This is a genomic window from Stenotrophomonas sp. YJH_SMC_40 (assembly GCF_059368615.1).
The window spans coordinates 337,380-360,655 of sequence record NZ_JCAFRX010000005.1; the positions used below are offsets into that span (position 1 = coordinate 337,380).

The 23,276-nt window shown below is 66.6% G+C and carries 23 protein-coding genes; 3 read left to right on the forward strand and 20 right to left on the reverse strand.

The features are described from left to right. Positions 1 to 54: 54 nt before the first annotated feature. Together AC5P6X_RS12095 and AC5P6X_RS12100 are read left to right on the forward strand one after the other, a co-directional pair. Complete coding sequence (locus tag AC5P6X_RS12095; RefSeq protein ID WP_010485321.1) at positions 55 to 483, forward strand: PAS domain-containing protein; 429 nt, start codon at positions 55 to 57, stop codon at positions 481 to 483. Beyond that, positions 480 to 2,009, forward strand: a complete 1,530-nt coding sequence (locus AC5P6X_RS12100) for a diflavin oxidoreductase (protein ID WP_010485320.1) — start codon at positions 480 to 482, stop codon at positions 2,007 to 2,009. Before AC5P6X_RS12095 ends, AC5P6X_RS12100 begins: the two co-directional genes overlap by 4 nt. 93 nt (positions 2,010 to 2,102) lie before the next feature. Here AC5P6X_RS12100 and AC5P6X_RS12105 read toward each other — a convergent pair whose 3' ends face one another. The 19 genes from AC5P6X_RS12105 to moaA form a co-directional block, all read right to left on the reverse strand. Continuing rightward, positions 2,103 to 2,771 carry an ATP-binding cassette domain-containing protein gene (locus AC5P6X_RS12105; protein ID WP_010485319.1) on the reverse strand — a complete coding sequence of 223 codons (669 nt, stop codon included), beginning with the start codon at positions 2,769 to 2,771 and terminating at the stop codon, positions 2,103 to 2,105. Further along, entirely contained in the window at positions 2,761 to 3,444 is a 684-nt protein-coding gene (gene modB / locus AC5P6X_RS12110) for a molybdate ABC transporter permease subunit (protein ID WP_005413347.1), read from the reverse strand. Before modB ends, AC5P6X_RS12105 begins: the two co-directional genes overlap by 11 nt. 3 nt (positions 3,445 to 3,447) lie before the next feature. Further along, positions 3,448 to 4,191 (reverse strand): molybdate ABC transporter substrate-binding protein, encoded by a 744-nt coding sequence (modA, locus tag AC5P6X_RS12115; protein WP_010485318.1) that lies wholly within the window; start codon positions 4,189 to 4,191, stop codon positions 3,448 to 3,450. Between the two features lie 19 nt (positions 4,192 to 4,210). Then, positions 4,211 to 4,987: a helix-turn-helix domain-containing protein gene (locus AC5P6X_RS12120; RefSeq protein WP_010485317.1), complete on the reverse strand. Its 777-nt coding sequence runs from the start codon at positions 4,985 to 4,987 to the stop codon at positions 4,211 to 4,213. Between the two features lie 11 nt (positions 4,988 to 4,998). After that, a complete protein-coding gene (locus AC5P6X_RS12125) occupies positions 4,999 to 6,213 on the reverse strand; it encodes an oxygen-independent coproporphyrinogen III oxidase (RefSeq protein WP_010485316.1) in 1,215 nt (404 codons plus the stop codon). Positions 6,214 to 6,355: 142 nt separating this feature from the next. After that, positions 6,356 to 7,687, reverse strand: coding sequence for an MFS transporter (locus AC5P6X_RS12130; RefSeq protein ID WP_010485315.1), 1,332 nt, complete (start codon positions 7,685 to 7,687; stop codon positions 6,356 to 6,358). Between the two features lie 23 nt (positions 7,688 to 7,710). Continuing rightward, on the reverse strand, positions 7,711 to 8,610 hold the full coding sequence (locus AC5P6X_RS12135) for a peptidylprolyl isomerase (protein ID WP_010485314.1): 900 nt from the start codon (positions 8,608 to 8,610) through the stop codon (positions 7,711 to 7,713). 3 nt (positions 8,611 to 8,613) lie between these two features. Next, positions 8,614 to 9,321: a respiratory nitrate reductase subunit gamma gene (narI, locus tag AC5P6X_RS12140; protein WP_010485313.1), complete on the reverse strand. Its 708-nt coding sequence runs from the start codon at positions 9,319 to 9,321 to the stop codon at positions 8,614 to 8,616. Continuing rightward, the gene (gene narJ / locus AC5P6X_RS12145) at positions 9,318 to 9,998 is read right to left on the reverse strand and encodes a nitrate reductase molybdenum cofactor assembly chaperone (RefSeq protein WP_171954407.1); all 681 of its coding nucleotides are present in this window, start codon (positions 9,996 to 9,998) and stop codon (positions 9,318 to 9,320) included. Before narJ ends, narI begins: the two co-directional genes overlap by 4 nt. Then, entirely contained in the window at positions 9,998 to 11,542 is a 1,545-nt protein-coding gene (gene narH / locus AC5P6X_RS12150) for a nitrate reductase subunit beta (RefSeq protein WP_071305323.1), read from the reverse strand. The genes narJ and narH overlap by 1 nt, the downstream gene beginning before the upstream one ends. Beyond that, positions 11,542 to 15,285 (reverse strand): nitrate reductase subunit alpha, encoded by a 3,744-nt coding sequence (locus AC5P6X_RS12155; RefSeq protein WP_019337809.1) that lies wholly within the window; start codon positions 15,283 to 15,285, stop codon positions 11,542 to 11,544. The genes narH and AC5P6X_RS12155 overlap by 1 nt, the downstream gene beginning before the upstream one ends. A gap of 72 nt (positions 15,286 to 15,357) precedes the next feature. Beyond that, positions 15,358 to 16,776, reverse strand: coding sequence for a NarK family nitrate/nitrite MFS transporter (locus AC5P6X_RS12160; protein WP_019337810.1), 1,419 nt, complete (start codon positions 16,774 to 16,776; stop codon positions 15,358 to 15,360). Between the two features lie 144 nt (positions 16,777 to 16,920). Next, complete coding sequence (locus AC5P6X_RS12165; RefSeq protein ID WP_019337811.1) at positions 16,921 to 17,286, reverse strand: DUF7009 family protein; 366 nt, start codon at positions 17,284 to 17,286, stop codon at positions 16,921 to 16,923. Continuing rightward, positions 17,283 to 17,825, reverse strand: coding sequence for a molybdenum cofactor guanylyltransferase (gene mobA / locus AC5P6X_RS12170; protein WP_019337812.1), 543 nt, complete (start codon positions 17,823 to 17,825; stop codon positions 17,283 to 17,285). Before mobA ends, AC5P6X_RS12165 begins: the two co-directional genes overlap by 4 nt. Positions 17,826 to 17,861: 36 nt before the next feature. After that, positions 17,862 to 18,362 (reverse strand): molybdenum cofactor biosynthesis protein MoaE, encoded by a 501-nt coding sequence (locus AC5P6X_RS12175; RefSeq protein WP_100445933.1) that lies wholly within the window; start codon positions 18,360 to 18,362, stop codon positions 17,862 to 17,864. 3 nt (positions 18,363 to 18,365) lie between these two features. Beyond that, positions 18,366 to 18,626 carry a MoaD/ThiS family protein gene (locus AC5P6X_RS12180; RefSeq protein WP_017354494.1) on the reverse strand — a complete coding sequence of 87 codons (261 nt, stop codon included), beginning with the start codon at positions 18,624 to 18,626 and terminating at the stop codon, positions 18,366 to 18,368. Next, entirely contained in the window at positions 18,626 to 19,879 is a 1,254-nt protein-coding gene (locus AC5P6X_RS12185; protein WP_049455113.1) for a molybdopterin molybdotransferase MoeA, read from the reverse strand. The genes AC5P6X_RS12180 and AC5P6X_RS12185 overlap by 1 nt, the downstream gene beginning before the upstream one ends. Continuing rightward, complete coding sequence (gene moaCB / locus AC5P6X_RS12190; RefSeq protein WP_071305329.1) at positions 19,879 to 20,874, reverse strand: bifunctional molybdenum cofactor biosynthesis protein MoaC/MoaB; 996 nt, start codon at positions 20,872 to 20,874, stop codon at positions 19,879 to 19,881. Before moaCB ends, AC5P6X_RS12185 begins: the two co-directional genes overlap by 1 nt. A gap of 8 nt (positions 20,875 to 20,882) precedes the next feature. Continuing rightward, complete coding sequence (moaA, locus tag AC5P6X_RS12195; RefSeq protein WP_049480921.1) at positions 20,883 to 21,863, reverse strand: GTP 3',8-cyclase MoaA; 981 nt, start codon at positions 21,861 to 21,863, stop codon at positions 20,883 to 20,885. A 194-nt stretch (positions 21,864 to 22,057) separates the two neighbouring features. On the opposite strand from moaA, the gene AC5P6X_RS12200 reads away from it, so the two are divergent. Further along, the gene (locus AC5P6X_RS12200) at positions 22,058 to 22,462 is read left to right on the forward strand and encodes a ribonucleotide reductase subunit alpha (RefSeq protein WP_495215492.1); all 405 of its coding nucleotides are present in this window, start codon (positions 22,058 to 22,060) and stop codon (positions 22,460 to 22,462) included. On the opposite strand, the gene AC5P6X_RS12205 is transcribed toward AC5P6X_RS12200, so the two are convergent. Next, positions 22,456 to 22,785 (reverse strand): hypothetical protein, encoded by a 330-nt coding sequence (locus tag AC5P6X_RS12205; protein ID WP_010485292.1) that lies wholly within the window; start codon positions 22,783 to 22,785, stop codon positions 22,456 to 22,458. The two genes, AC5P6X_RS12200 and AC5P6X_RS12205, sit on opposite strands and share 7 nt — an antisense overlap. Positions 22,786 to 23,276 lie beyond the last annotated feature (491 nt).

A 23,276-nucleotide genomic window follows, 5' to 3' on the forward strand; every position in this document is an offset into this window, starting at 1 on the left:
TTCTATGCAGGACCCGAACACGCCGGCGCTGCCGGCATCCACAAGGACCCTGCGATGAGCTACACCCCCGACAACGTCCAGCTTCTGAACGCCATGCAGAACGTCATGGTGATCTCCACCACCGACCTGCAGGGCAATATCACCTATGCCAACGACCTGTTCTGCACGCTCACCGGCTTCGCCCGCGAGGAACTGATCGGCCAGCCGCACAGCATCGTGCGCCACCCGGATGTGCCCAAGGCGGTCTACAAGGACATGTGGGACACCATCAAGGCCGGCAAGACCTGGACCGGCATCGTGCCCAACCTCGGCAAGGGCGGCGTGCTCTACGTGGTAGACACCACCGTGCAGCCGCTGTTCGACGCCGACGGCAACATCACCTCGTACATCAGCATCCGCCGCGTGGTGAACGACCTGATGCAGAACTACGACCTGGTCGAGTTCAGCAAGGAAAAGTTCGACGACTTCTACGAGGCCGCGTGAACGCCCTCCCGGCCAGTACGCCCTTCAGCCGCCTGCTGGTGGGTTTCGCGTCCGAGTCGGGCAACGCCCGCGCCCTGGCCCAGCGCCTGGGCGCGGACCTGCAGCCGCACGGGCCGCAGGTGCTCCCGTTCAACGACATCGACGTGGCCAGTCTCGGCCACGGCGATGTGCTGCTGGCGATCTCCAGCTCGTTCGGCGATGGCGAACCGCCGGCCAATGGCGAGCAGTTCTTCGAAACACTGCGCCAGACCCCGACGCTGCGCGGCCTGCGCTATGCGGTGTTCGGCCTGGGTGACACCGGCTACCCCAGTTTCTGCGGCTTCACCAAGGCGCTGGATGTAGCACTAAGCGAGCGCCAGGCCCAGCCGCTGCTGCACCGCGTGGACGCCGATCTGGGCTACGAGCAGTTCTTCCAGCAATGGCAGCCGGTGCTGGGCCAGGTGCTGGAGGGTGACCTCAGCGCTGGCCAGGACCTGCGCCTGCAGGTCACCGCCTATGGCGAAGACAATGCCTTTGCCGCCCCCATTCTCGAGCGTCGCCGCCTGAACAGCAGCGACCCGGCCGCGTGGCACCTGCAACTGGACATTGCCGGCAGTGGCATGGCCTATCGCGCGGGCGACACCCTGCACGTAGTACCCGAGAACGATCCTGCCCTGCTGCAGGCATTGGCCACCTGGTACGGCGACACCACCGCCGTGGCCGCCCTGCATGACCGCGAGCTGCGCCTGCTGAGCAAGGGGGTGCTGCGCGAATTGGCCCGGCTCAGTGGCAGCGAATTGCTGAAGGACCTGTTGAAGGTCAGCCAGAAGCGTGAACTGGACGCCTACCTGCACGGCCTGGACCTGCTGGATGTGCTGCAGGACCACGCCACGCCGGACAGCGTGCCGCTGGCCCGGTTGCGCGAACTGCTGTCACCGCGGCTGCCGCGCGCCTATTCCATCGCCTCGCACCCGTGCGACGACCAGCTGAGCCTATGCGTGCGCGAAGTGCGCTACACCCTGCGCGGCCGCGAACGCTTCGGCACTGCCACCGGCAGCCTGCTGCATGGCGGCGACCATGCCCGTGTGTACTGCCGCTCCAACCCCGGATTCCATCTACCTGACACCGGCGAAGCGCCGCTGCTGCTGGTCGGCACCGGCACCGGCATCGCACCGCTGATGGGCCTGATGCAGGAGCTGCAGGCCAACGCCTGCGAACGTGAAGTGCACCTGGTGTTCGGCGAGAAGCATCGCCAGCACGACTACCTGTACCGCGACCAGCTGCAGGACTGGCACACGCGTGGCGTGCTGGCCGGCCTGCATACCGCGTTCTCGCGCGATGGCACCGAAAAGGTCTATGTGCAGCATGTGCTGCAGCAGCGCGCCAGCGAAGTGCGCGACGTCCTGGCCCGCGGTGGGCATCTGTACCTGTGCGGCAGCAAGCGCCACCTGGAAGGCGCGGTGCGCGAGGCCATCGATGCCATCGGTGGTGAAGGACACTGGGACACACTGCGGGGCGAAGGCCGCACGCACTGTGAACTGTATTGATCCGTTGATCCTGTAGAGCCGAGCCCACGCTCGGCTGCTGTTGGCGGTGTCGCGCAGAGCAGCCGAGCATGGGCTCGGCTCTACAGGTGCAGGTCAATCGCCGACGATGCGGCCGTCGACCACGCGCGCCACCTGCTGGCCGAACATGGCCACGTCCTGCGGGTCGTGGCTGATCAGCAACAACGGGATGCCGGTCCGGTCCAACACGGTTTCCAGCTCCTGGCGCAGGTGCTGCCGCAGGTCGTGGTCCAGTGCGGAGAACGGCTCATCCAGCAGCAGCGCCTGCGGCTGCGTCACCAGGGCGCGCGCCAATGCAGTGCGCTGGCGCTGGCCACCGGAGACCTGCGCGGGCAGCAGATCGCCCACCGTGTCGATGCGGAATGCGTGCAGCCACTGCTCCACCGCATCGAAGCGCTGGCGCGCGCGCGGATTCAACCACCCGCGCTCCAGCCCGAACGCCACGTTCTGGCGCACGCTAAGGTGCGGGAACAACGCGTAATCCTGGAACACGTAGCCCAGCCGGCGGCGCTGCGGCGGCAGATCCACGCCGTTGGCCGCATCGAACAAGGTCTGCCCCTGCACGCGCACATGTCCCTGCCCGGGCCGCAGCAGCCCGGCCACCGCCTTCAGCGTCAGGCTCTTGCCGGCACCCGAGGGTCCGAACAGCACTACCTGCCGCTGCGTGCACTGCAGCGATACGTCCAACACGAAATCCTGGCCGGCCGCCCGCAGGCGGCGCTGCACCTGCAGGTCAAGCCACATCACGCAGCTCCCGGCGACGTCCGCCCACCAGCCGCGCAGCCAGCAACAGGATCACGATGCAGACCACCGAGGTCAGGATCACCAGCGCATTGGCCTTGCCATCCTGACCGGCCTGCACCGCCTCGTAGATGGCGATCGACAGCGTCTGCGTGCGACCCGGAATGCTGCCCGCCACCATCAGCGTGGCACCGAACTCGCCCATGGCGCGTGCGAATGCCAGCAGCAGCCCGGCAAGAATGCCACGCCAAGCCAGCGGCAACGTGATGCGGAAGAACACCGCGGCTTCGGACACACCGAGCGTGCGTGCGGCTTGTTCCAACTGCCCGTCCACTTCCTCGAACGCCGCGCGCGCAGGCTTGAACACCAGCGGAAGCGAAGCCACCGCCGCCGCGATCACTGCAGCCTGCCAGGTGAACACCAGGTTGATACCGAACCACGACTGCAGCCACGCGCCGATCGGGCCATTGCGGCCGATCAGCACCAGCAGGTAGTAGCCCAGCACCGTCGGCGGCAGCACCATCGGCAAGGTCAGCAGCGAATCCAGCAGCTCACGGCCGGGAAATCGCCGCCGCGCCAGCAATGCGCCCAGTGCCACGCCCAGCACCAGATTGATCGCGGTGGCCCAGCCGGCCACCTTCAGCGACAACCACAGTGCGCTCCAGTCCAGATCCATGCCTCAGGGCTTGCCGAACCCGTGTTTGGCCAGGATCGCCTGGCCCTGTGCCGAACGCAAGAAGGCGGTGAAGCGCCTGGCTTCCGCCTGCTGTGGGCTGGCCTTGATCACGGCCAGCGGATAGGCAATGCGCCCGGGCACCGGCACCGCGAAGGCACGGCGCACGCGGTTGGGCATCGCCTGCGCATCGGTGGCATAGACGAAGCCGGCATCCACTTCACCCCGCGCCACGTAATCCAGCGACTGGCGCACGTTCTGCGTCGTGATGATCCTGCCCTGCACCGACGGCCACAGGCCCGCCGCTTCCAGCGCGCCCTTGGCATAGCGGCCGACCGGCACGCTGTCCGGGTTGCCCAGTGCGATGCGCTGCACACCGGCACCGGCCAGGTCCTTCAAGGTACGCGGCGCCGCCTTGGCCTGCGGCGGCACCACCACCCACAGCGCGTTCACCGCGAACACCTCGCGGGTGCCGGCCGCCAGCAGATCCTGCTGTTCGGCCTGGTCCATCGTGGTTTCATCGGCCGACGCGAACACATCCACCGGTGCGCCGCGGCTGATCTGCTGCAGCAGCACGCCGGAGGCGGCGAAGTTGAAATCCACCTTGGTTCCCGGGTGCGCCTTTTCGTAGGCCGCGCCCAGTTCACGGAAGCTCTCGGTCAGGCTCGACGCCGCCGACACCGTCAGCTCAGCCGTCCAGGCCGGTACCGTGGCCAGCAGGCCCAGCAACAACAGTCCAGCTCGCTTCATCGTCGGCTCCCGGCCAGGTTCAGTTCGGATCGGATTCGTCGGCCACCGCCAGCGCTGCCAGGCGCTCGGGCTGCAGCAACAGGATCTCGCGCTGCTTCACCGCGATGATCCCATCATCGCTCAGGCGGCGCAGCACGCGGCTGGCGGTTTCCGGCGCCATCCGCAGGTAATTGGCGATCTCGGTACGCGCCATCGTCAGGTTGAAGCGCGTGGCGGAAAAGCCGCGCCGCGCGTAGCGCTCGGACATGTCCAGCAGGAACGCAGCCATGCGTTCTTCGGTACGGTGGTTGGCGGCCAGGGTCGCGACCTTGCCGATCTCCGCGCTGAGCAGGCTGAACAGCTTGGCCTGTAGCCCCGGCATGCGGGTGGCCAACAGGCTGAGCTTGGGGAACGAGATGCGGCACAGGTGCACGGTGTCCAGCGCCACCGCATTGCAGGGAAAGCGTGAACCGTGGATCGCGTTGAGGCCGATCACTTCACCCGGCAGGCTGAAGCCCAGCACCTGCTCGTTGCCCTGGCTGTCATCGACGAAGGTCTTGACCATGCCAGCGCGCACTGCAGCAATCGAATCGAACGATTCGCCAGCGCGGAAAATGTAGTCACCCGCATGGAACGGACCGACATGGTCCACCAGCACGTGCAGATCGCCCAGTGCTGTCTTGTCGTAACCCTGCGACATGCATGCGTCGGAGAACGCACAGGTGCTGCAGAAGTGCAGTGCGTCGCCATCATCGGCGGCGGCGGGGTTGGGTGTGGCCCGGCCGAGACGGCCCTGCGAAGGCGGAATTGAAGACATCGGGGCAAGACTCAAGCGATGGCGGCCGCCGGCCGGAAGCATGCGGCCATCATACGCCACAGCAGGCGCCCTTCTTCGGCCAGGCGCAGTACGCGCGCATCCCACTGCGCCCAGCCGCGTGCCAGCAACGGCGACAACGCGGGCAGCTGTTCGGCAAAACATTCCTCGAACGGTTCATCGTTGCGCCACTCGAAGGCAGCCGCATCGAGGGCGTGGTCACAGGCGATGCTCTGCGCCACTTCGGCCACCAACCGCTCGTCCTCGGACAGGATCAACCCGGCAGACACGCCCATGTGCCCGGCCTGCAGCCGCGCACGCCATTCGCCCAGTTCGTCCTCCAGCCGGTAGAACACCTCGCCGATCTGGCTGCAGGCGGACAGCCCAAGGCCGATGAAATCGCTGCGGTCGCGGCGTGGCACACCGGCAAGATCGCAATGGCGCTGGCCATCGCCCGGACCGTGCGGGTTCGGCAGATCGCCGCGCTGATAGTGATCGCCACCGATCGGTTCATAACCCGCAGCGCGCAGCAGGCGCCAGGCCTGCAGCCAATGGACGGCCGAGGGATGTTCCGGCAGCGCACACGGCGCCGGCAGCAGGATGCGCTCCGGCGCCTCGGCCAGCACCTCGTGCAGCCGTTCAATGAAGCCGGCGTCCTCGCTGCCGGGTACCCGCAACTGGTAGTAGCGCGCGGTGAAGCCCACCTGTCGCGCCTGTGCCAGCAGGGTCGGCCCCGGTGCATCGGCACGATCGATCACGTTCAAGCGGGTGCAGCCCACCGCACGCAGCTGCGCCGGCGCCAGCGCGCTGCCTGCGTCCAGCCGCACCTCCACCTGGGGCCGCGCCACGGTGCGCAGGTGCTGCGGCACCGCATCCAGCAGCTGGCCCAGCTGCGGCGGCGGCAACGTCTCGGCCAGCCCCAGCTGCAGCACCATCGCCACCACTTCACGGTCCTCGGCCAGCGCGTCGGCCTGCAGCCGCAGCGCCAGCAGCAGGGTATCCAGATACGCCTGCGGTGGCGCATCGCGTCCGCCACGGCCGGCCTGGAAGCCGAGCGTCAAGCCACGCGGAATCAGGTGCTCGTTGCTGGCGCGCACGGCGGCGCGCCACCCGCTTTCGCCAAAGCCGGTGCTGAACTGGTCAGCCGGCGGAAACAGCACGTGCCGGGGCTGCCGCAGCAATGCCGCCTGCAGCGCAGTGTCCTCGCTCTCGTCAACGTGGAAGCTCATGGCAGACATCTTCGGGCGTTCCTCTTCGCGTGGCCCTGATTGAAATCAAGCGCGGCGCATCTGATGGTGGCTGCCGGCCAGCGGCCGGCACTACCCCTTCACCCACCATTTGGTAGTGCCGGCCGCTGGCCGGCAAACACCTTCACCCGCCGCGCACCCGCTCGGCGGCGGCCGCATCGATGGCTTCGGGCAGATCGGTTTCGCGGTCGATCTGCGGGAAGTGGCGGCGTTCCATGCGACGGATCGCAAAGTGCATCCACGCCAGTGCAGCCGCCACCAGCACGAACAGCAGCATGAAGCAGCTGCTCCAGATGCCCACCGCGTCATTCAGCGCGCCAAACACGATCGGCAGGATGAAGCCACCCAGGCCACCGATCATGCCGACCACGCCGCCCACCGCACCCACGTGCCTGGGGTAGTACACCGGAATATGCTTGTAGACCGCGGCCTTGCCCAACGACATGAAGAAGCCCAGCACGAACACCAGCACGGTGAACATCACCACCCCGATGGCCAGATGGAAGTGGATCGGGCCATGGATGCCCTTCACCACATACTCGGTATCCGGGTAGGCCAGCAGGAAGGTGCAGATGGCCGACACGCCGAAGGTCCAGTACATCACCCGGCGCGCGCCCATCCGGTCCGACATCCAGCCACCGACCACGCGGAACAGGCTGGCCGGGATCGAATAGCACGCCGCCAACATGCCGGCGTGGCCCACGTCCATGCCATAGGCGCCCACCAGGTAGTGCGGCAGCCACAGCGCCAGCGCCACGAAGCCGCCGAACACGAAGAAGTAGTACAGCGAGAACCGCCAGACCTGGAGGTTCTTCAGCGGCGCCATCTGCTCGGCGAACGGGACCGGCTTCACGCCCTCGCGGCGGCGCTGCTCCAGCGACGGGTCTTCCTTGCTGAAGAGGAAGAACAGCACCGCGGTAACTGCCAGCGCAACGGCCCAGACCTTGGCGACCATGGTCCAGCCGGCCGCCACCATCACCAGCGGCGCCAGCAGCTTGGTCACCGCCGAGCCAATGTTGCCGGCACCGAAGATGCCCAGTGCGGTGCCCTGCTTGCTGGCCGGGAACCACTTCGAGACGTAGGCCACGCCCACCGAGAAGTTACCGCCGGCGATGCCCACGCACAGCGCGGCAATCAGGAACTGGGTGTAGGTCTGTGCGTAGGTCAGCATCCAGGTGGCCACTGCGCCACACAGCATCACCAGCACCATCACCTTGCGGCCACCGAACTGGTCGGACCAGATGCCGAGGAAGACGCGGCTGACCGAGCCGGTCAGCACCGGCGTGGCGATCAACAGGCCGAACTGGGTGTCATTCAATCCGAGCTGTTGACTGATCTGGATACCGATGATCGAAAAGATCATCCACACCGCGAAGCACACGGTGAAGGCGAACGTGCTCAGCCACAGCGCACGTTGCTGCTGCCCGGCACTGGCGGGGGCAAGGGCCTGGTTCATGAATTTTCCTCGTTCAAGGGGGTTCAGCCGATATCCGCTTCGGCTTCGATCTCATCCAGCCCGCGCACCGGGTAGCGCTCCTGCAGCTGCAGCAGGTAGGCCTGCACCTCGCGTTGCCGTACCTGTAGCTCCAGGTAGTCACGCAGCTGCGGCAGCACCGTTTCGAACGGCTGCGGGTGGCCTTGCTCGCGGGCATCGACGCAGACCACGTGGTAGCCCCAGCGTGATTCCACCGGGAAACCGGCCAGGCCCTCGCGCAGGCGGAACACCTGGCGGTCGAACTCCGGCGTGGTCTGCCCGCGCTGCAGCCAGCCCAGGTCGCCGCCTTCGCTGCTGGATGGGCAACGCGAATGGCGCAAGGCGAAATCGGCGAACAGGTGCGGCGACTCCTTCAGCAGCCCGACCAGCCGCTCGCCCTCGGTACGTGCGGCGAAGCGCCCAGCCACGTCGTCGGCCGGCGCGGCCAGCAGGATATGGCGCAGGCGCACGCGGTCGGGCGAGCGGAAGCGCTCCGGGTTCTGCTCGAAGTAGCGGCGGCAGTCTTCATCGGTCGGCACGCGGTCTTCGATCGCATCTTCCAGCAGTTGCTGGATCAGCACTTCCTCGTCGCTTACCCGGTTGCCCTCCGGCGCCTGCAGCCCAAGCCGCTGCGCTTCCAGGCGCAGCAGCTCACGCACCACCAGTGCACGTGCCGCTTCAGCACGAGACTGCTCCGGGCGCATCGCCCGGTGGTGCTGCATCTCGCGGGCGATGTCAGCCTCGCTGATCGCGGTCTCGTCCACGAACAGCCGGCACGGTGCCGGCTGCCCGAGCGAGCGCGGCCCCTGTGCCGCCGCGTCATGGTGGTGCGAATGCGCCTCGGCGGGAACCGGTGCGGCGGAGTCGATCACGGTGATCGGCAGGAATTTCGGCAGGCTGCCCATGGCTTACTCCCGCGGACCGTAGCGCAGCGTGGCCTGGCGGCGGCGCACCACCTGGTAGGGCCTCCACAGGTAGCTGATCGGAATGCTCCACACGTGCACCAGGCGGGTGAACGGCGCGATCAGGAACAGGGTCAGGCCCAGGAAGATATGCATCTTGTAGACCCAGCTGACGCCCTCGATGTAATCAGCGGCACCGGCGCGGAAGGTCACGATGTGCTGCGCCCACTCGGCCAGCTGCACCATCACCCCGCCGTCCAGGTGCCCGGACGAGATGCGGATGCTGTACAGGCCCAGGCACAGCTGCGCGAACAGCAGCACCAGTACCAGGGTGTCACCGAAGCTGCCGGTGGCCCGCACGCGCGCGTTGAACAGGCGGCGTACCAGCAGGATGCTGATGCCGATGAAGCACAGTGCGCCGAACACACCACCAACCACCATCGCCAGCATCTGCTTCTGCGAGGAGGTGATGAAGTGCTCGTACACCGCGTGCGGGGTCAGCAGGCCGACCAGATGGCCACCGAGGATGGCCAGGATGCCGATGTGGAAGCAGTTGCTGCCGATCCGCATGCCCTTGTCCGACAGCATCTGGCTGGAGCCGGTGCGCCAGGTGTACATGGCCTTGTCATAGCGGGCCCAGCTGCCGATCAGCAGCACCGCCACGGCGATGTACGGGTAGTACTGGAAGGCGAATTGATGCAGGGAGTAACTCATGGCTGGACCTCTCGATGCGAAGGACGGGCCGGCGAACGCACGGGCGGCTTGCAGTCTTCGGCGGGGGCTTCGGCGCCGAAGCGCACCGCCTCCTCCTCCCACAAGCGATCCATGGCCTCGGCGGTATCGTCGCGGACTTCCTCGCTGGCACGCTGGCGCAGCGCCTGCAGATCGGCCTTGCCATCACCGGCTTCGACCAGGATCTCGAACAGCGCCCGGTGCGGCAGCTCACGCTCGGCGGCACGCGCCGCCAGCATCCCGGCGATATGGCCGATGTGGTGCAGCCACTCGCGGGCCTCGCTGCCGGGGCGATGGGCCAGGAACTCCAGCAGCAGCGGCAGGTAGTCCGGCAGCTCGCGGGCATCCAGTTCGAAGCCGTTGCGGCGGTAGGTTTCGACCAGGTCGACCATGGCCTGGCCGCGGTCGCGCGACTCGCCATGGATGTGCTCGAACAGCAGCAGGCTCATCGAGCGGCCGCGGTCGAAACTGGCCAGCCACGCCGCCTGCGCATCCAGCGCATCGGTGGCCAGCAGCTGCTGCACGAAGCTGCGCAGCTGCTGGCGGCGGGTGGCGTTCAGCGCCGGGTCGTCACAGGCGGCGAGCAGTTCCTCGCCGTGCTCCCACAGTTCCTCGCGGGGGTAGTCCAGCAGCACCCCGACCAGCTTGAGCACGCTCATCAGACCACCTCCTTGCGGCGGTGGTTGGGACCGTTGTCGACCACGAAGGTGGTGCTCTTGCGCTGGCCAAACAGGTCGGCCGGGCTGTCACCATTGCAGCCGTTGCCGAAGGTGAAGCCGCAGCCGCCGCGCTCGCCGAAGGCATCGTTGGCGTACTCGCGGTGGCCGGTCGGAATCACGAAACGGTCCTCGTAGTTGGCGATGGCCAGGTAGCGGTACATCTCCTCCACCTGGGCGATGCTCAGCCCGGTCTGCTCCAGTACCGCGGTGTCTTCCACGCCGTCCACGTTCTTGGCCCGGCGCCAGGCACGCATGGCCATCAGCCGTTCCAGCGCGCGTACCACCGGCGCCTCGTCACCGGCCGTCAGCAGGTTGGCCAGGTAGCGCATCGGGATGCGCAGCGACGCAACGTCCGGCAGTTCGCCGCTCATGCCCACACGGCCACGCTCGGCGGCGGACTGGATCGGCGACAGCGGTGGCACGTACCAGACCATCGGCAACGTGCGGTATTCCGGGTGCAGCGGCAGCGCCAGCTTCCAGTCGATGGCCAGCTTGTACACCGGCGACTGCTTGGCCGCATCCAGCCAGCTGTCCGGGATGCCTTCCTTGCGCGCGGCAGCGATCACCGCCGGATCGTTCGGGTCCAGGAAGATATCCAGGTGGGCCTGGTACAGGTCCTTCTCGGCCGGCACCGAGGCGGCCTCGGCGATGCGATCGGCGTCGTACAGCATCACGCCCAGGTAGCGGATGCGGCCCACGCAGGTTTCCGAGCACACGGTCGGCTCACCCATCTCGATGCGCGGATAGCAGAAGATGCACTTCTCCGACTTGCCGCTCTTCCAGTTGTAGTAGATCTTCTTGTACGGGCAGGCCGACACGCACATGCGCCAACCGCGGCACTTGTCCTGGTCGATCAGCACGATGCCATCTTCCTCGCGCTTGTAGATCGCACCCGACGGGCACGCCGACACGCACGCCGGGTTCAGGCAGTGCTCGCACAGGCGCGGCAGGTACATCATGAAGGTCTTCTCGAAGGCGCCGTAGATCTCCTTCTGCACCTGGTCGAAGTTGTAGTCGCGCGAGCGCTTGCTGAACTCCGAACCGAGGATCTCCTCCCAGTTTGGGCCCCACTCGATCTTCTGCATGCGCTCGCCACTGATCAGCGAACGCGGCCGCGCGGTCGGCTGGTGCTGGCTGTCCTTGGCGGTATGCAGGTTCTGGTAGTCGAAATCGAACGGCTCGTAGTAGTCGTCGATCTGCGGCAGGTCCGGGTTGGCGAAGATCTTGGCCAGCATGCGCCAGCGGCCACCGGCACGCGGCACCAGCTTGCCGGCGCGGGTGCGCACCCAGCCGCCATTCCACTTGTCCTGGTTTTCCCATTCCTTCGGGTAACCGATGCCCGGCTTGGTTTCCACGTTGTTGAACCAGGCGTACTCGACGCCCTCGCGCGAGGTCCAGACGTTCTTGCAGGTGATCGAGCAGGTGTGGCAGCCGATGCACTTGTCCAGGTTCAGCACCATCGCGATCTGTGCACGGACCTTCATCACACCACCTCCTTGGCGGCGGCCGGTACGGCCTCGCCATCTAGCCAATCCACCTTGTCCATCTTGCGCACGATCACGAACTCATCGCGGTTGGTACCGCAGGTGCCGTAGTAGTTGAAGCCATAGGCCAGCTGCGCGTAGCCACCGATCATGTGGGTCGGCTTGAGCACGATGCGGGTCACCGAGTTGTGGATACCACCACGGGTGCCGGAAATCTCCGAGCCCGGCACGTTGATGATGCGTTCCTGGGCGTGGTACATCATCGCCATGCCCGGCATCACGCGCTGGCTGACCACCGCACGCGCGGCAATCGCGCCGTTGACGTTGAACAGCTCGATCCAGTCGTTGTCGACGATGCCGGCACTGCGCGCGTCGTCCTCGCTGATCCACACGATCGGGCCGCCACGCGACAGTGTCTGCATGATCAGGTTGTCGCTGTAGGTGCTGTGGATGCCCCACTTCTGGTGCGGGGTGATCCAGTTCAGCACGATCTCCTTGTTGCCGTTCGGGCGCTGGTTCAGCAGCGGCTCCACCGTGCGCGTGTTGACCGGCGGCCGGTAGCTCATGAAGGCCTCGCCGAAGTCGATCATCCACTCGTGGTCCTGGTAGAACTGCTGGCGACCGGTCACCGTGCGCCACGGAATCAGCTCGTGCACGTTGGTATAGCCGGCGTTGTAGCTGACGTTGTCATCTTCCAGGCCCGACCAGATCGGCGAGGAAATGATCTTGCGCGGCTGTGCCTGGATGTCACGGAAGCGGATCGCCTCGTGCTCCTTGCCCACTGCCAGGTGAGTGTGCTCCCGGCCGGTGAAGGTGCCCAGCGATTCCCACGCCTTCACTGCCACGTGGCCGTTGGTTTCCGGCGCCAGATGCAGGATCACTTCGGCCGCGTCGATCGCGGTCGAGATGGCCGGGCGGCCCTGGCTTACGCCTTCTTCGTGCACGGTGTGGTTCAACTTGCCGAGGAACTCGACCTCGTGCCTGGTATCCCAGCTCATGCCCTTGCCGCCGTTGCCCTGCTTGTCCAGCAGCGGGCCGAGCGAGGTGAACTTGCGGTACAGGTTCGGGTAGTCACGCTCCACCACCGTCATCGACGGCATGGTCTGGCCCGGAATGGCCTCGCACTCGCCCTTCTTCCAGTCGGCCACGCCGAACGGCATGCCCAGCTCGTTGGGGGTGTCGTGCAGGGTCGGCACCAGCACCAGGTCCTTCTCCACACCCAGCACGCCCGGCGCCATCTCGCTCACGGTGCGGGCCACCTCCTTGAAGATGTCCCAGTCACTGCGCGATTCCCACGCAGGGTCCACCGCCTTGGACAGCGGGTGGATGAAGGGGTGCATGTCCGAGGTATTGAGATCGTCCTTCTCGTACCAGGTCGCGGTCGGCAGCACGATGTCCGAGTACAGCGCGGTGGTGCACATTCGGAAGTCGAGCGTGACCAGCAGGTCCAGCTTGCCTTCCGGCGCCTCGTCGCGCCACTTCACCTCCTGCGGCTTCACTGCGCCCATTTCGCCCAGGTCCTTGCCCTGCAGCCCGTGGCGCGTACCCAGCAGGTGCCGCAGCATGTACTCATGGCCCTTGCCCGAGGAACCGAGCAGGTTCGAGCGCCAGATGAACATCATGCGCGGGTGGTTCTGGCTGGCGTCCGGGTCGGCGAAGGCGAAGTCCAGCGAGCCGTCCTTGAACTTGCCCAGCGCGTAGTCCGCCGGGGCCACGCCGGCCGCTTCGGCCTCGCGTACCAGCTGCAGCGGGTTGCGGTCGAGCTGCGGGGTGCTCGGCAGCCAGCCCATGCGCACCGCGCGCAGGTTCAGGTCAGCCAGGCTGCCGCCGTACTTGCTGGCATCGGCCAGCGGCGACAGCAGCTCGTCCACCTGCAGCTTCTCGTAGCGCCACTGCCCGGTGTTGAAGTAGAAGAACGAGGTGCCGTTCATGTGGCGCGGCGGCTTGCTCCAGTCCAGCCCGAACGCGAGCGGCTGCCAGCCGGTCTGCGGGCGCAGCTTTTCCTGGCCCACGTAATGCGCCCAGCCGCCACCGGTCTGGCCCACGCAACCGCACATGATCAGCATGTTGATCAGGCCGCGGTAGTTCATGTCGTTGTGGAACCAGTGGTTCATGCCCGCGCCGACGATGATCATCGAACGGCCATGGGTCTTGTCGGCGGTACGCGCGAACTCGCGGGCGATCTCGATCACCTCGGCGCGCGACACGCCGGTGATGCGCTCCTGCCACGCCGGCGTGCCCGGCACCATGTCATCGAAGCTCGATGCCACGTTGCCGCCGCCAAAGCCACGGTCCACGCCGTACTGGGCCAGCAGCAGGTCGTAGACCGTGGCCACCAGCGTCTCGCCGCCGTCGACCGTGACCAGCCGGCGCACCGGAATGTTGCGGTCCAGTACGTCTTCGGCCGGCGCGGCAGTCCAGCCGTCGCTTTCAATGCCACCGAAGTACGGGAAGCTCACCGCCTCGATGCCGTCGTTGGCGTCGGACAAGCTCAGGCGCAGGCGTGTGTCGGCGCCATTGCTGGCCTTCTCTTCGATGTTCCAGCGGCCCTTTTCACCCCAGCGGAAACCGATGGAGCCATTGGGCACCACGATCTGGCCACTGTTCTCGTCGTAGGCCAGGGTCTTCCAGTCCGGGTTGTTGGCTTCACCCAGTCCGCCCAGCTCACTGGCACGCAGGAAGCGGCCCGCCACCAGGCGGCCATCGTCGCGGCGCTCAAGGCGCACCAGCATCGGCATGTCCGAGTACTGGCGGCAGTAGTCCTGGAAATACTGCGAGGGCGAATCGACATGGAACTCGCGCAGGATCACATGGCCGAAGGCAAAGGCCAGCGCCGCGTCGGTGCCCTGCTTGGGGTGCAGCCAGTGGTCGGTCAGCTTGGCCAGCTCGGAATAGTCCGGGCAGATCGCCACCGTCTTGGTGCCGTTGTAGCGCGCCTCGGTGAAGAAATGTGCATCGGGCGTACGCGTCTGCGGCACGTTCGAGCCCCAGGCGATGATGTAGCGGCTGTTGTACCAGTCGGCCGACTCGGGCACGTCGGTCTGCTCGCCCCATATCTGCGGCGAGGCCGGCGGCAGGTCGCAGTACCAGTCGTAGAAGGACAGGCAGGCGCCACCCAGCAGCGACAGGTATCGCGCACCGGCAGCGTAGGACACCATCGACATCGCCGGAATCGGCGAGAAGCCGACCACGCGGTCCGGGCCGTACTGCTTCACCGTATACAGGTTGGAGGCGGCGATGATCTCGTTGGCCTCTTCCCACTGCAGGCGCACAAAGCCACCCATGCCGCGGCGGGTCTTGTACGAGCGCGCCTTCTCCTTGTCCTCCACGATGCTGGCCCAGGCATCGACCGGGGCCTTGCTCTTGCGGGCTTCGCGCCACAGGCGCAGCAGCGTGCCGCGGATCAGCGGGTACTTCAGCCGGTTGGCGCTGTACAGGTACCAGGAATAGCTGGCGCCACGCGGGCAGCCACGTGGTTCATGGTTGGGCAGGTCCGGGCGCGTGCGCGGATAATCGGTCTGCTGGGTTTCCCAGGTGACCAGGCCGTTCTTGACGTAGATCTTCCAGCTGCAGGAGCCGGTGCAGTTCACGCCGTGTGTGGAACGTACGATCTTGTCGTACTGCCAGCGGGCGCGGTAACTGTTTTCCCAGTCGCGGCCCTCGCTCTTGGCAAAACCATGGCCATCGGCAAAGGTCTGGGGGTCACGCTTGAAGAACTGCAAGCGATCGAGGAAATAACTCATCGGGGATCTCCCTTTGCGGACATCGGCATCGTGGCTGTGTGTGTCATCTGGCTGCGGTGCGTTTTCATGTCGTCAGCAGGGTGTCTCGGCACCGCGCCGGTAGTACCACCACCAGGTCACGGCCAGGCAGGTGACATAGAAAACAACGAATCCGTACAGCGCCATGTCGGGGCTGCCGGTCAACGTAATGGACGAGCCGTAGCTCTTGGGAATGAAGAAACCGCCGTAGGCACCGATCGCACCGGAGAAACCGACCACCGCGGCCGACTCGATGCTGGCCTGGTGTGCGGCCGTGGCCTTGCCCTCGGCGTTGTCGTTGGCCGACCAGCGCTCATGCAGGGTGCGGAAGATCACCGGGATCATGCGGAAGGTGGTGCCGTTGCCGATGCCACTGAGCACGAACAGCGCCATGAAGCTGAGCAGGAAGCCATGGAAGTTGCCGCCCTGGCCATGGCTGGGCAGGAAGTGCAGCACGCCGAACACCGCCGCGATCATCAGCGCGAACACCCAGAAGGTCAGGCGGGCGCCACCCCAGCGGTCGGCCATGCTGCCGCCCACCGAACGCATCAGCGCGCCCAGCAGCGGGCCGATGAAGGCGTAGGCCAGCGGGTTCACGTCCGGGAACTGGCTCTTCACCAGCATCGGGAAGCCGGCCGAGAAACCGATGTAGGAACCGAAGGTGCCGATGTACAACCAGCACATCAGCCAGTTGTGCTTGCGGCGGAAGATCACCGCCTGCTCGGAGAACGACGAGCGGGCGCTGGTCAGGTCGTTCATGCCGAACCAGGCCGCGATGGCGCACAGCGCGATGGCCGGCACCCAGATGAAGCCGGCGTTCTGCAGGAACAGCGGTGCCCCACCCTCCACCGCGGGCTGCGGTGCACCACCCAGCGCACCGAACACGCCTACGGTGATGACCAGCGGGATCACCGCCTGCGCCACCGACACGCCCACATTGCCCAGGCCGGCGTTCAGGCCCAGCGCCAGGCCCTGCTTCTGCTTGGGGTAGAAGAAGGAGATGTTGGACATCGACGACGAGAAGTTCGCGCCGCCGAAGCCACACAGGATCGCGATGGCCACGAACACCCAGTACGGCGTGGCCGGGTCCTGCACCGCAAAGCCGAGCCAGAGCGTCGGCGCCAGCAGCGACGCGGTGGACAGCGCGGTCCAGCGGCGGCCGCCGAAGATCGGGATCACGAACGAATAGAAGATGCGCAGGGTTGCGCCGGACAGGCTGGGCAGCGCCACCAGCCAGAACAGCTGGTCGGTACTGAAGTTGAAGCCGATCTTCGGCAGGCTGATCGACACCGCCGAGAACAGCACCCAGACCGAGAAGGCCAGCAGCAGCGAGGGGATCGAAATGACCAGGTTGCGGGTGGCAACCCGCTTGCCGGTGCGCTCCCAATAGCCGGGGTCCTCCGGCGTCCAGTCGCTGATGACGCGACCCGGACGGGCAGTGCTGCGGACAACAGGATCGCTACCGACGGTCATACATGGCTCCAAGGCTGTGGAATGACGTGGGTACTGCTTTCAAGTTGTGACCCGTCGTCATGCAGCCATTAGGCCGTGCAGCAACTACGACGGGGTTGATCTGGATCAATCAGGAGCCGGTTTCCACCCTGCCCCTGACAAATGTCAAACCGATGAAGCGGTATTGCGGCGCGTGACTCCGCGCTGGCGCACGCTATCGCGCACGTCCACATCGAACTGCAGCTGAAGCTGGCTGCCATCTTCCAGGGCAATGTCGAATGGCAGGCCATCCCGGCACGGCAGCCGTGCCGCCAAGGCCTCAACTGCCGAGCGCGGCAGTACCAGGCGGCAGAAGGTGCCACCATCGAGCAGTACCGGTTGCTCGCCGCCATGCAGCGAGACCGCCATGCCCCAACCTTCAATGCCGCCGAAGCGGGTCATGTTCTCGACCGATTCACCGGCCAGCAGGCGAGCCAGTTCGGCCTCGTCCAGGCGAAGCCGTACCGATTGGTCCTGCAACTGCACTTTCATGACGCAACATCCTCCCATTGTTCGGGGGTATTGCAGTTGACCAGGCAGGCTTCGTCAACGCTTTCAAGCGCCAGCACGTGCATCTGCAGGCGACGCTGGAACGCCTGTACAGAGCGCGGCCCTTCCGCATCATCCAGCATCGCGGCCAGCACGCTACGAGTGGCATTGTCCACATTCAACAGCATGGGAAAGGGATGCCCGTCAAAGATCGTGCATGCGCCCAGACCCTCGCCAGCCAGCCGTTGCAGCAGCCGCGGTGCCAGCAACGGCGTGTCCACCGCCACCACCCAGGCCTGGCTGTCGGGCATCTGCTGCATCACGCTGTGCAACCCTCCCAGTGGGCCGCAGCGCGCAACCTGATCGGGGATGCCACCGAAGGTCGGATAGTCACCGCTTACCCATACCCATTCGGCGCCAGCCTGCATCAACAGGCCACGCATGTGTTCCAGCAGCGTGCGGCCCTGCCACGGCAGCAGTGCCTTGTCGCGACCCATCCGGCTGGACAGGCCACCGGCCAGTACGATGCCGTTGATGCTCATCGCAGTAGAGCCACGCCATGCGTGGCTGCGTCGGCATCAATGTTGATGATCATGCGCATGGTCATCGGCATGTCCGGGTTCGCTGTCCACGTGACACAGGCTGCAGCCCTCGCTCCACTCGCTGTCGCCGTCCTCGTAATGCTCCTGCTTCCAGATCGGGCACTGGTGCTTGACCACCTCGATCAACTGCCGGCAGGCCCGGAACGCCTCGTCCCGGTGCGGGCTGCCGGCAGCCACCACCACCGCCACATCGCCAATGCCCAACCGGCCCTTGGCGTGGGCCACATACAGCTTCAGCTTCGGACCAAACGTCGCCTCGACCTCGGCGGCCAGGCGCTTGAACTCGTTCAACACCAGCGGCTCGAACAGGTCGTAGGTGATCCCGGTCACCGGCCGGCCGATGTTGACGTCGCGCACCTTGCCGATGAACACGTCGATGCCACCGAAGCCTGGATCGGAGACCGCGGCGATGCCCTCGGCCGGATCGATCGCCGCCTGCGCGCGGTCCACCACCTTCGCGATGATCTTCCCGCTCATCGCTCAGCCCCCGCTCACCGGCGGCAGGATCGCCACCCGGCCATCGTCGGGCAGCGCCTCGTGGTCGCGCAGCACGCGTTGCTGGTCGGCGAACGCCGAATAATCCAGCAGGCCGGCACGGAAACCCGGCCAACGCACCGGCAGCAACTCGCGCAGCGCCTGGCGCAGATCGGCCACGGTGCCACCGGCCACATCCACGGCGATCTCGCGGCTGGCATCCAGATCGGAAAACGCACCGAACAACTGCAGATTCACCTGTTTCATCATGACTCCTGGCTCACCAGCTGCACCGGTTCGTGGTGACCCCAGCCTTGCACGCGCACGAAGGTGCCAGCGCTGGCCAGGTCTCCCTCGGCCTCCAGCACCACCCAGGCGTTGGCCTGCAGCATGGACATCAAACGGAACGACTCCTGCCCGGACAGCACGCGCGCGCTCAGGCGCCCCTGCCCATCCATTTCCACCCGCGCACGCGCGTGGAAGCGCAGGCCCGGCGGCTTGCGCACGTCGGCCTGCAGCGGCAGCTGCAACATGAGCTCCGGCGCCAGCCCCAACAGGCGGCGCAGCACCGGCTCGACGAAGAAACGCTGGCCCACGGCCGCCGACACAGGGTTGCCCGGCAGGCCAAAGTACAGTGCGCCATTGGGCAGCACCGCGAACAGCAGCGGCTTGCCCGGGCGGATGGCCACCTTGTGGAAGACGATGCGCGCACCACGGCCGCGCAGCGCATCGGGAACGAAATCGTAGCGCCCGGCCGACACCGCGCCGGTGCTGATCAGCACCTGCGCGCCAGCGGCCAGCGCTTCATCCAGCACCGCATTGAACGCGGCCACGTCGTCGCCCACCGCGCCCTGCCAGACCACCTCGGCACCGGCGGCCTGCAGGCGGCCGACCAGATACGGCCGGTTGCTGTCACGGATCTGGCCGGATTCCAGCGCCTGCGCCGCCTCGGTCACCAACTCCTTGCCGGTGGCGATCACTGCCGCCTTCGGCCGCGCCACCACCGCCACCTGGCCCACGCCGATGGCATGCAGCAGGGTGCGCGCATTGATATCCAGCACCTGCCCGGCCTGCAGCACGCGCTCGCCTTCGCTCACGTCCTGGCCGCGCAGGCGCACATGCTGGCCCGGCTTCACCGATGCCTTCAAGGCGATGCGGGTCGGGCGTCCCTCCTCGCTGGCGAGGATCTCCACGTTCTCGACCGGCACCACCGTATCCAGCCCGGACGGCATACGTGCACCGGTCATGATTTCCCATGCACCCTCGCCGCCTTCGGCGCCGGCATCGCCGGCCGCCTGCCAGCCCTGCACCGCGAATTCGGTACCGGCCTCGAACGCCGCGCCGTTGGCGCGCAGCGCGAAGCCGTCCATCGCCGAGTTGTCGAACGGCGGCAACGACTGCCCGCTGTGGATGTCACTGGCCAGGGTACGGCCGCCGGCCTCATGCAGCGGCAGGCGCTCGGCCGGCAGCGGCGTGGCTGCGTCCAGCAGGTGCTGCAGGGCTTCGCTGTAGGCAATCATCAGTGGCCACCACCCTCGACCATCGCCAGGGCATGGCCCAGTACCGGCGCCAGGATGTCCAGGCACTGCGCCGCCGCCTTCGGGCTGCCGGGCAGTGCGAACACCAGCATGTTGCCCAGCTGCACCACCTCGGCGCGGCTCAGCCAGGCCATCGGCGTGTGCTGTGCACTCAGTGCCCGCACCATCTGCGCCAGGCCATGTACCGGCCGCGCGTTCAGGGAACGCAGCGCCTCCGGGGTCAGGTCACGCGGGCCCAGCCCGGTACCACCGGTACACAGGCACAGGCGCACGCCCTCGGCGGCCAAGGCCTGCAGGCGGCCCGCCAATGGCTCGATGCCATCGGGCAACACCTCAGCGGCCACCACCTCGCCGCCCAGCTTTTTCAGGCCGGTCACCAGGGTCGGGCCAGAGATATCCTCATAGGTACCGTCGCTGGCGCGATCGCTCAGCGTGATCACCGCGCAGGCCGCGCCCTCCAGGCCCTTCGGCGCACGCGGCTTGAAACGCGTGCGCTCGGCATCGTCCATGCCGTCGGGGTGCAGCCAGACACCGCGCTTGCCGCCTTCCTTGAACAGCAGGCGGATGCCTTCGATGCGCAGGGCCGGTTCCACCGGCTTGCTCAGGTCGTACAGGGTAAGCAGCGCCGCGTTGACGCCGGCCAGTGCCTCCATCTCCACGCCGGTGCGCGCCTCGCTGGCGCACTCGCACCACACGCGGATCGCCTGCCGTTCCGGTACCGGCGCGCAGAACACCTGCACCAGTTCCAGCGGCAGCGGATGGCACAGCGGCATCAGCATCGAGGCCATCTTGGCGCCCTGCAGGCCGGCAATCTCGGCCATCACCAGCGCATCGCCCTTGGGCAGGCGGCGCTCGACGATCAGCGGATAGGCCACTGGACCGGCATGCAGCTCGCCCACCGCCACCGCACGTCGGCGGGTGATGCGCTTGTTGCGGACATCGGCCATATGGAAGGCCGCATTCAATTCCCCACTCATCGTGTTGCTCATCCTCCGATGGAGGCCAGGTGCGGGGTCAGCCCGGTCTGGCCCTGGTGCAGTCCATGCCCGGCCGCTTTCAGGCCAAGCTGTGTGGTGATGCGTGCCAGCAGTGCGTCATGGTCATCGTCGCTCTGCAGCAGCGGGCGCAGCGGCACGCCGAACTCGCCGAACAGGCACAGCCGCAGGTCGCCCTTGGCGGTCACCCGCAGGCGGTTGCAGCCCTTGCAGAAGTCGCGTGAATACGGGGCGATGATGCCGATGCTGCCGCGATGGTCAGGGTGGCCGAACTCGCGCGCCGGACCGGCATCGGCGGCGCGCGGCCGTTCGTGCCAGCCAGCCGCCAGCAGCTGCTCGATCACCACGTCGGCGCGCAGGTGGTGGCGCTGGAAATAGGCTTCGTTGTCGCCGGTGCGCATCAGTTCGATGAAGCGCACGCTGAAGGGACGATCGCGCAGGTAGTCCATCCACTGCGGCAGCTCGTCGTCGTTCAGGCCACGCAGCAGCACCGCGTTGAGCTTGATCGTCGGCAGGCCCAGCGCCTGCGCCAAGGCCAGGCCCTGTTCGATCTCCGGCAGGCGGTCATGCCCGGTGATGGTCCTGAAGCGTTCGCGCTGCAGGCTGTCCATGCTCACGTTCAGCGCGGTCAGGCCGGCGCGGTGCCACCCCGGCAGGCGCCGCGGCAGCAGCGTGCCGTTGGTGGTGATGGCCACCTTGCGGATGCCCGGCACCGCCGCCACGGTGGCGATGATCTCATCCAGGTCCTTGCGCAGGCTGGGCTCGCCACCCGTCAGGCGGATCTTGCTCATGCCCAGCGCGGCAAACGCACGCACCAGACGCGCGATTTCATCCACCTGCAGGAAGCGCGGGCGGCCATCGGCCTGGTAACCGTTGGGCAGGCAGTAGCTGCAACGGAAGTTGCAGGCTTCGGTCAACGACAGGCGCAGGTACGGAAAGCTGCGTCCGAAACCGTCGGTGAGTTGGCTCATGGCTGGTCCACCTTGTTGCTCCACCGTCTTGCCTGTGCCCGGAACGGCCCGGATACCCTCGCCTGCTGGAACGATTGCCAGAGTACGCGGCCTTCAGTTCCATGGGCATGACTTAAATCAATCGTCTTCGGCCCCGCGCGGCAGGCGTTATGGCAGCATGCGGCTTTCCGTGCAGCGGGCGTGTGACAACCCTCATGATGATGAACGATTTCCAGCAACTGCTGCATGCCGCCGGCCAGCAGGCTGAACCGCAACGCTTGCTGTTCGTATTCGTGCGCGCCGAGCTGCCCGAATCGCCCACCGGTGACCAGCGCGACCGGCATGACCGCCGCGAGGGCGGCACCCTGTCGCCGGTGCTGTGCGTGGACAAGCTGCCGGACGAGGTGCCCAGCTTCCAGGCGCTGGCGGCCGAGTCGACCACCACCGGCATCGACTGGGACCTGGTGTTCGTGGCGGCACTGGATGGCAGAGGTGGTTTCGCACCCAACAGCGACGAAGCCGCGCGCCCGCTGAAGCTGATGGTCAACGCCATCCACGACGGTCAGATCAGCCGCTTCGCCGCCTTCGACCGGGGCGGCGAGCCTGTTCAGTTCTATTGAGCCACCAGCTGCAGGGTCAGAAAGAAGATCACCAGCACAGTGTTCAGCCCCCAGGCCACGGTCAGCCCGCGCGCCGCCACGCCCAGGTTGGGGTTGTGCGCGGCGGGCGCCGCCCGCCAGACCGCCGGGATGATCCAGCCGGTATAGAGCAGCAGCACGGCAAATACCCCCAGCAGCAGCGGGGTGCGCTGGTTGGCCAGGGCCCAGAGGGCCACCGCCCACAGAATATTGCTGGGAATGACGCCCTGCAGCCAGAAAACACTCCAAAGGCGGGAACGGCCCTGAGTGTCGGGGGTTGGGTGCAGCGAAGCGGTCGCGGTCATAAGTCTCCTTCTGTTTAGGAAACGTGCTGAACAAGCCTGCGCTTGGTGGCTGGGAACGTCAAGGAACAACGGAATCGGTAGCGCCGGGCCACGCCCGGCGAGCCGACGGCGCATGAACATGGAGGATTCCGCCGGGCATGGCCCGGCGCTACCGGTCCTGTTATCCCTGTCGCCATCGCCCCTCCCCACCCGCCCCCTTCCTCCTTCCAACCTCGACACCTGTCGCAGATTGCACGGTGCGGGCGGATCACCGCGCCAGCCTGTGCTGGCAGTGCTTAACAGCGTGGGAGAATGCCGAAAGCGTCTCCAATCGAGTGATCTTTGCAACTCTTCTGATTGGCATTGCACAGCGCCACGGGCTCAGATGGCGTGCCACCGGAAAAGGGTGGCCGGGCTTCGAATCCCGTGTTGGCTTTGAGTAAGTGCGCTTGCCAGCCGGCGTCACCATGCGTGGCGCCGGCTGGCAATCCGTCTGCCGGCTATGGCGGGCG

What these genes read in the sequence shown, in the direction of transcription:
- AC5P6X_RS12095 (WP_010485321.1), top strand. Translation starts at nt 55, where the DNA reads ATGAGCTACACCCCCGACAACGTCCAGCTTCTGAACGCCATGCAGAAC.
- AC5P6X_RS12105 (WP_010485319.1), bottom strand. Translation starts at nt 2,771, where the DNA reads ATGTGGCTTGACCTGCAGGTGCAGCGCCGCCTGCGGGCGGCCGGCCAG.
- modB (WP_005413347.1), bottom strand. Translation starts at nt 3,444, where the DNA reads ATGGATCTGGACTGGAGCGCACTGTGGTTGTCGCTGAAGGTGGCCGGC.
- modA (WP_010485318.1), bottom strand. Translation starts at nt 4,191, where the DNA reads ATGAAGCGAGCTGGACTGTTGTTGCTGGGCCTGCTGGCCACGGTACCG.
- AC5P6X_RS12120 (WP_010485317.1), bottom strand. Translation starts at nt 4,987, where the DNA reads ATGTCTTCAATTCCGCCTTCGCAGGGCCGTCTCGGCCGGGCCACACCC.
- AC5P6X_RS12125 (WP_010485316.1), bottom strand. Translation starts at nt 6,213, where the DNA reads ATGAGCTTCCACGTTGACGAGAGCGAGGACACTGCGCTGCAGGCGGCA.
- AC5P6X_RS12130 (WP_010485315.1), bottom strand. Translation starts at nt 7,687, where the DNA reads ATGAACCAGGCCCTTGCCCCCGCCAGTGCCGGGCAGCAGCAACGTGCG.
- AC5P6X_RS12135 (WP_010485314.1), bottom strand. Translation starts at nt 8,610, where the DNA reads ATGGGCAGCCTGCCGAAATTCCTGCCGATCACCGTGATCGACTCCGCC.
- narI (WP_010485313.1), bottom strand. Translation starts at nt 9,321, where the DNA reads ATGAGTTACTCCCTGCATCAATTCGCCTTCCAGTACTACCCGTACATC.
- narJ (WP_171954407.1), bottom strand. Translation starts at nt 9,998, where the DNA reads ATGAGCGTGCTCAAGCTGGTCGGGGTGCTGCTGGACTACCCCCGCGAG.
- narH (WP_071305323.1), bottom strand. Translation starts at nt 11,542, where the DNA reads ATGAAGGTCCGTGCACAGATCGCGATGGTGCTGAACCTGGACAAGTGC.
- AC5P6X_RS12155 (WP_019337809.1), bottom strand. Translation starts at nt 15,285, where the DNA reads ATGAGTTATTTCCTCGATCGCTTGCAGTTCTTCAAGCGTGACCCCCAG.
- AC5P6X_RS12160 (WP_019337810.1), bottom strand. Translation starts at nt 16,776, where the DNA reads ATGACCGTCGGTAGCGATCCTGTTGTCCGCAGCACTGCCCGTCCGGGT.
- AC5P6X_RS12165 (WP_019337811.1), bottom strand. Translation starts at nt 17,286, where the DNA reads ATGAAAGTGCAGTTGCAGGACCAATCGGTACGGCTTCGCCTGGACGAG.
- mobA (WP_019337812.1), bottom strand. Translation starts at nt 17,825, where the DNA reads ATGAGCATCAACGGCATCGTACTGGCCGGTGGCCTGTCCAGCCGGATG.
- AC5P6X_RS12175 (WP_100445933.1), bottom strand. Translation starts at nt 18,362, where the DNA reads ATGAGCGGGAAGATCATCGCGAAGGTGGTGGACCGCGCGCAGGCGGCG.
- AC5P6X_RS12180 (WP_017354494.1), bottom strand. Translation starts at nt 18,626, where the DNA reads ATGAAACAGGTGAATCTGCAGTTGTTCGGTGCGTTTTCCGATCTGGAT.
- AC5P6X_RS12185 (WP_049455113.1), bottom strand. Translation starts at nt 19,879, where the DNA reads ATGATTGCCTACAGCGAAGCCCTGCAGCACCTGCTGGACGCAGCCACG.
- moaCB (WP_071305329.1), bottom strand. Translation starts at nt 20,874, where the DNA reads ATGAGTGGGGAATTGAATGCGGCCTTCCATATGGCCGATGTCCGCAAC.
- moaA (WP_049480921.1), bottom strand. Translation starts at nt 21,863, where the DNA reads ATGAGCCAACTCACCGACGGTTTCGGACGCAGCTTTCCGTACCTGCGC.
- AC5P6X_RS12200 (WP_495215492.1), top strand. Translation starts at nt 22,058, where the DNA reads ATGATGATGAACGATTTCCAGCAACTGCTGCATGCCGCCGGCCAGCAG.
- AC5P6X_RS12205 (WP_010485292.1), bottom strand. Translation starts at nt 22,785, where the DNA reads ATGACCGCGACCGCTTCGCTGCACCCAACCCCCGACACTCAGGGCCGT.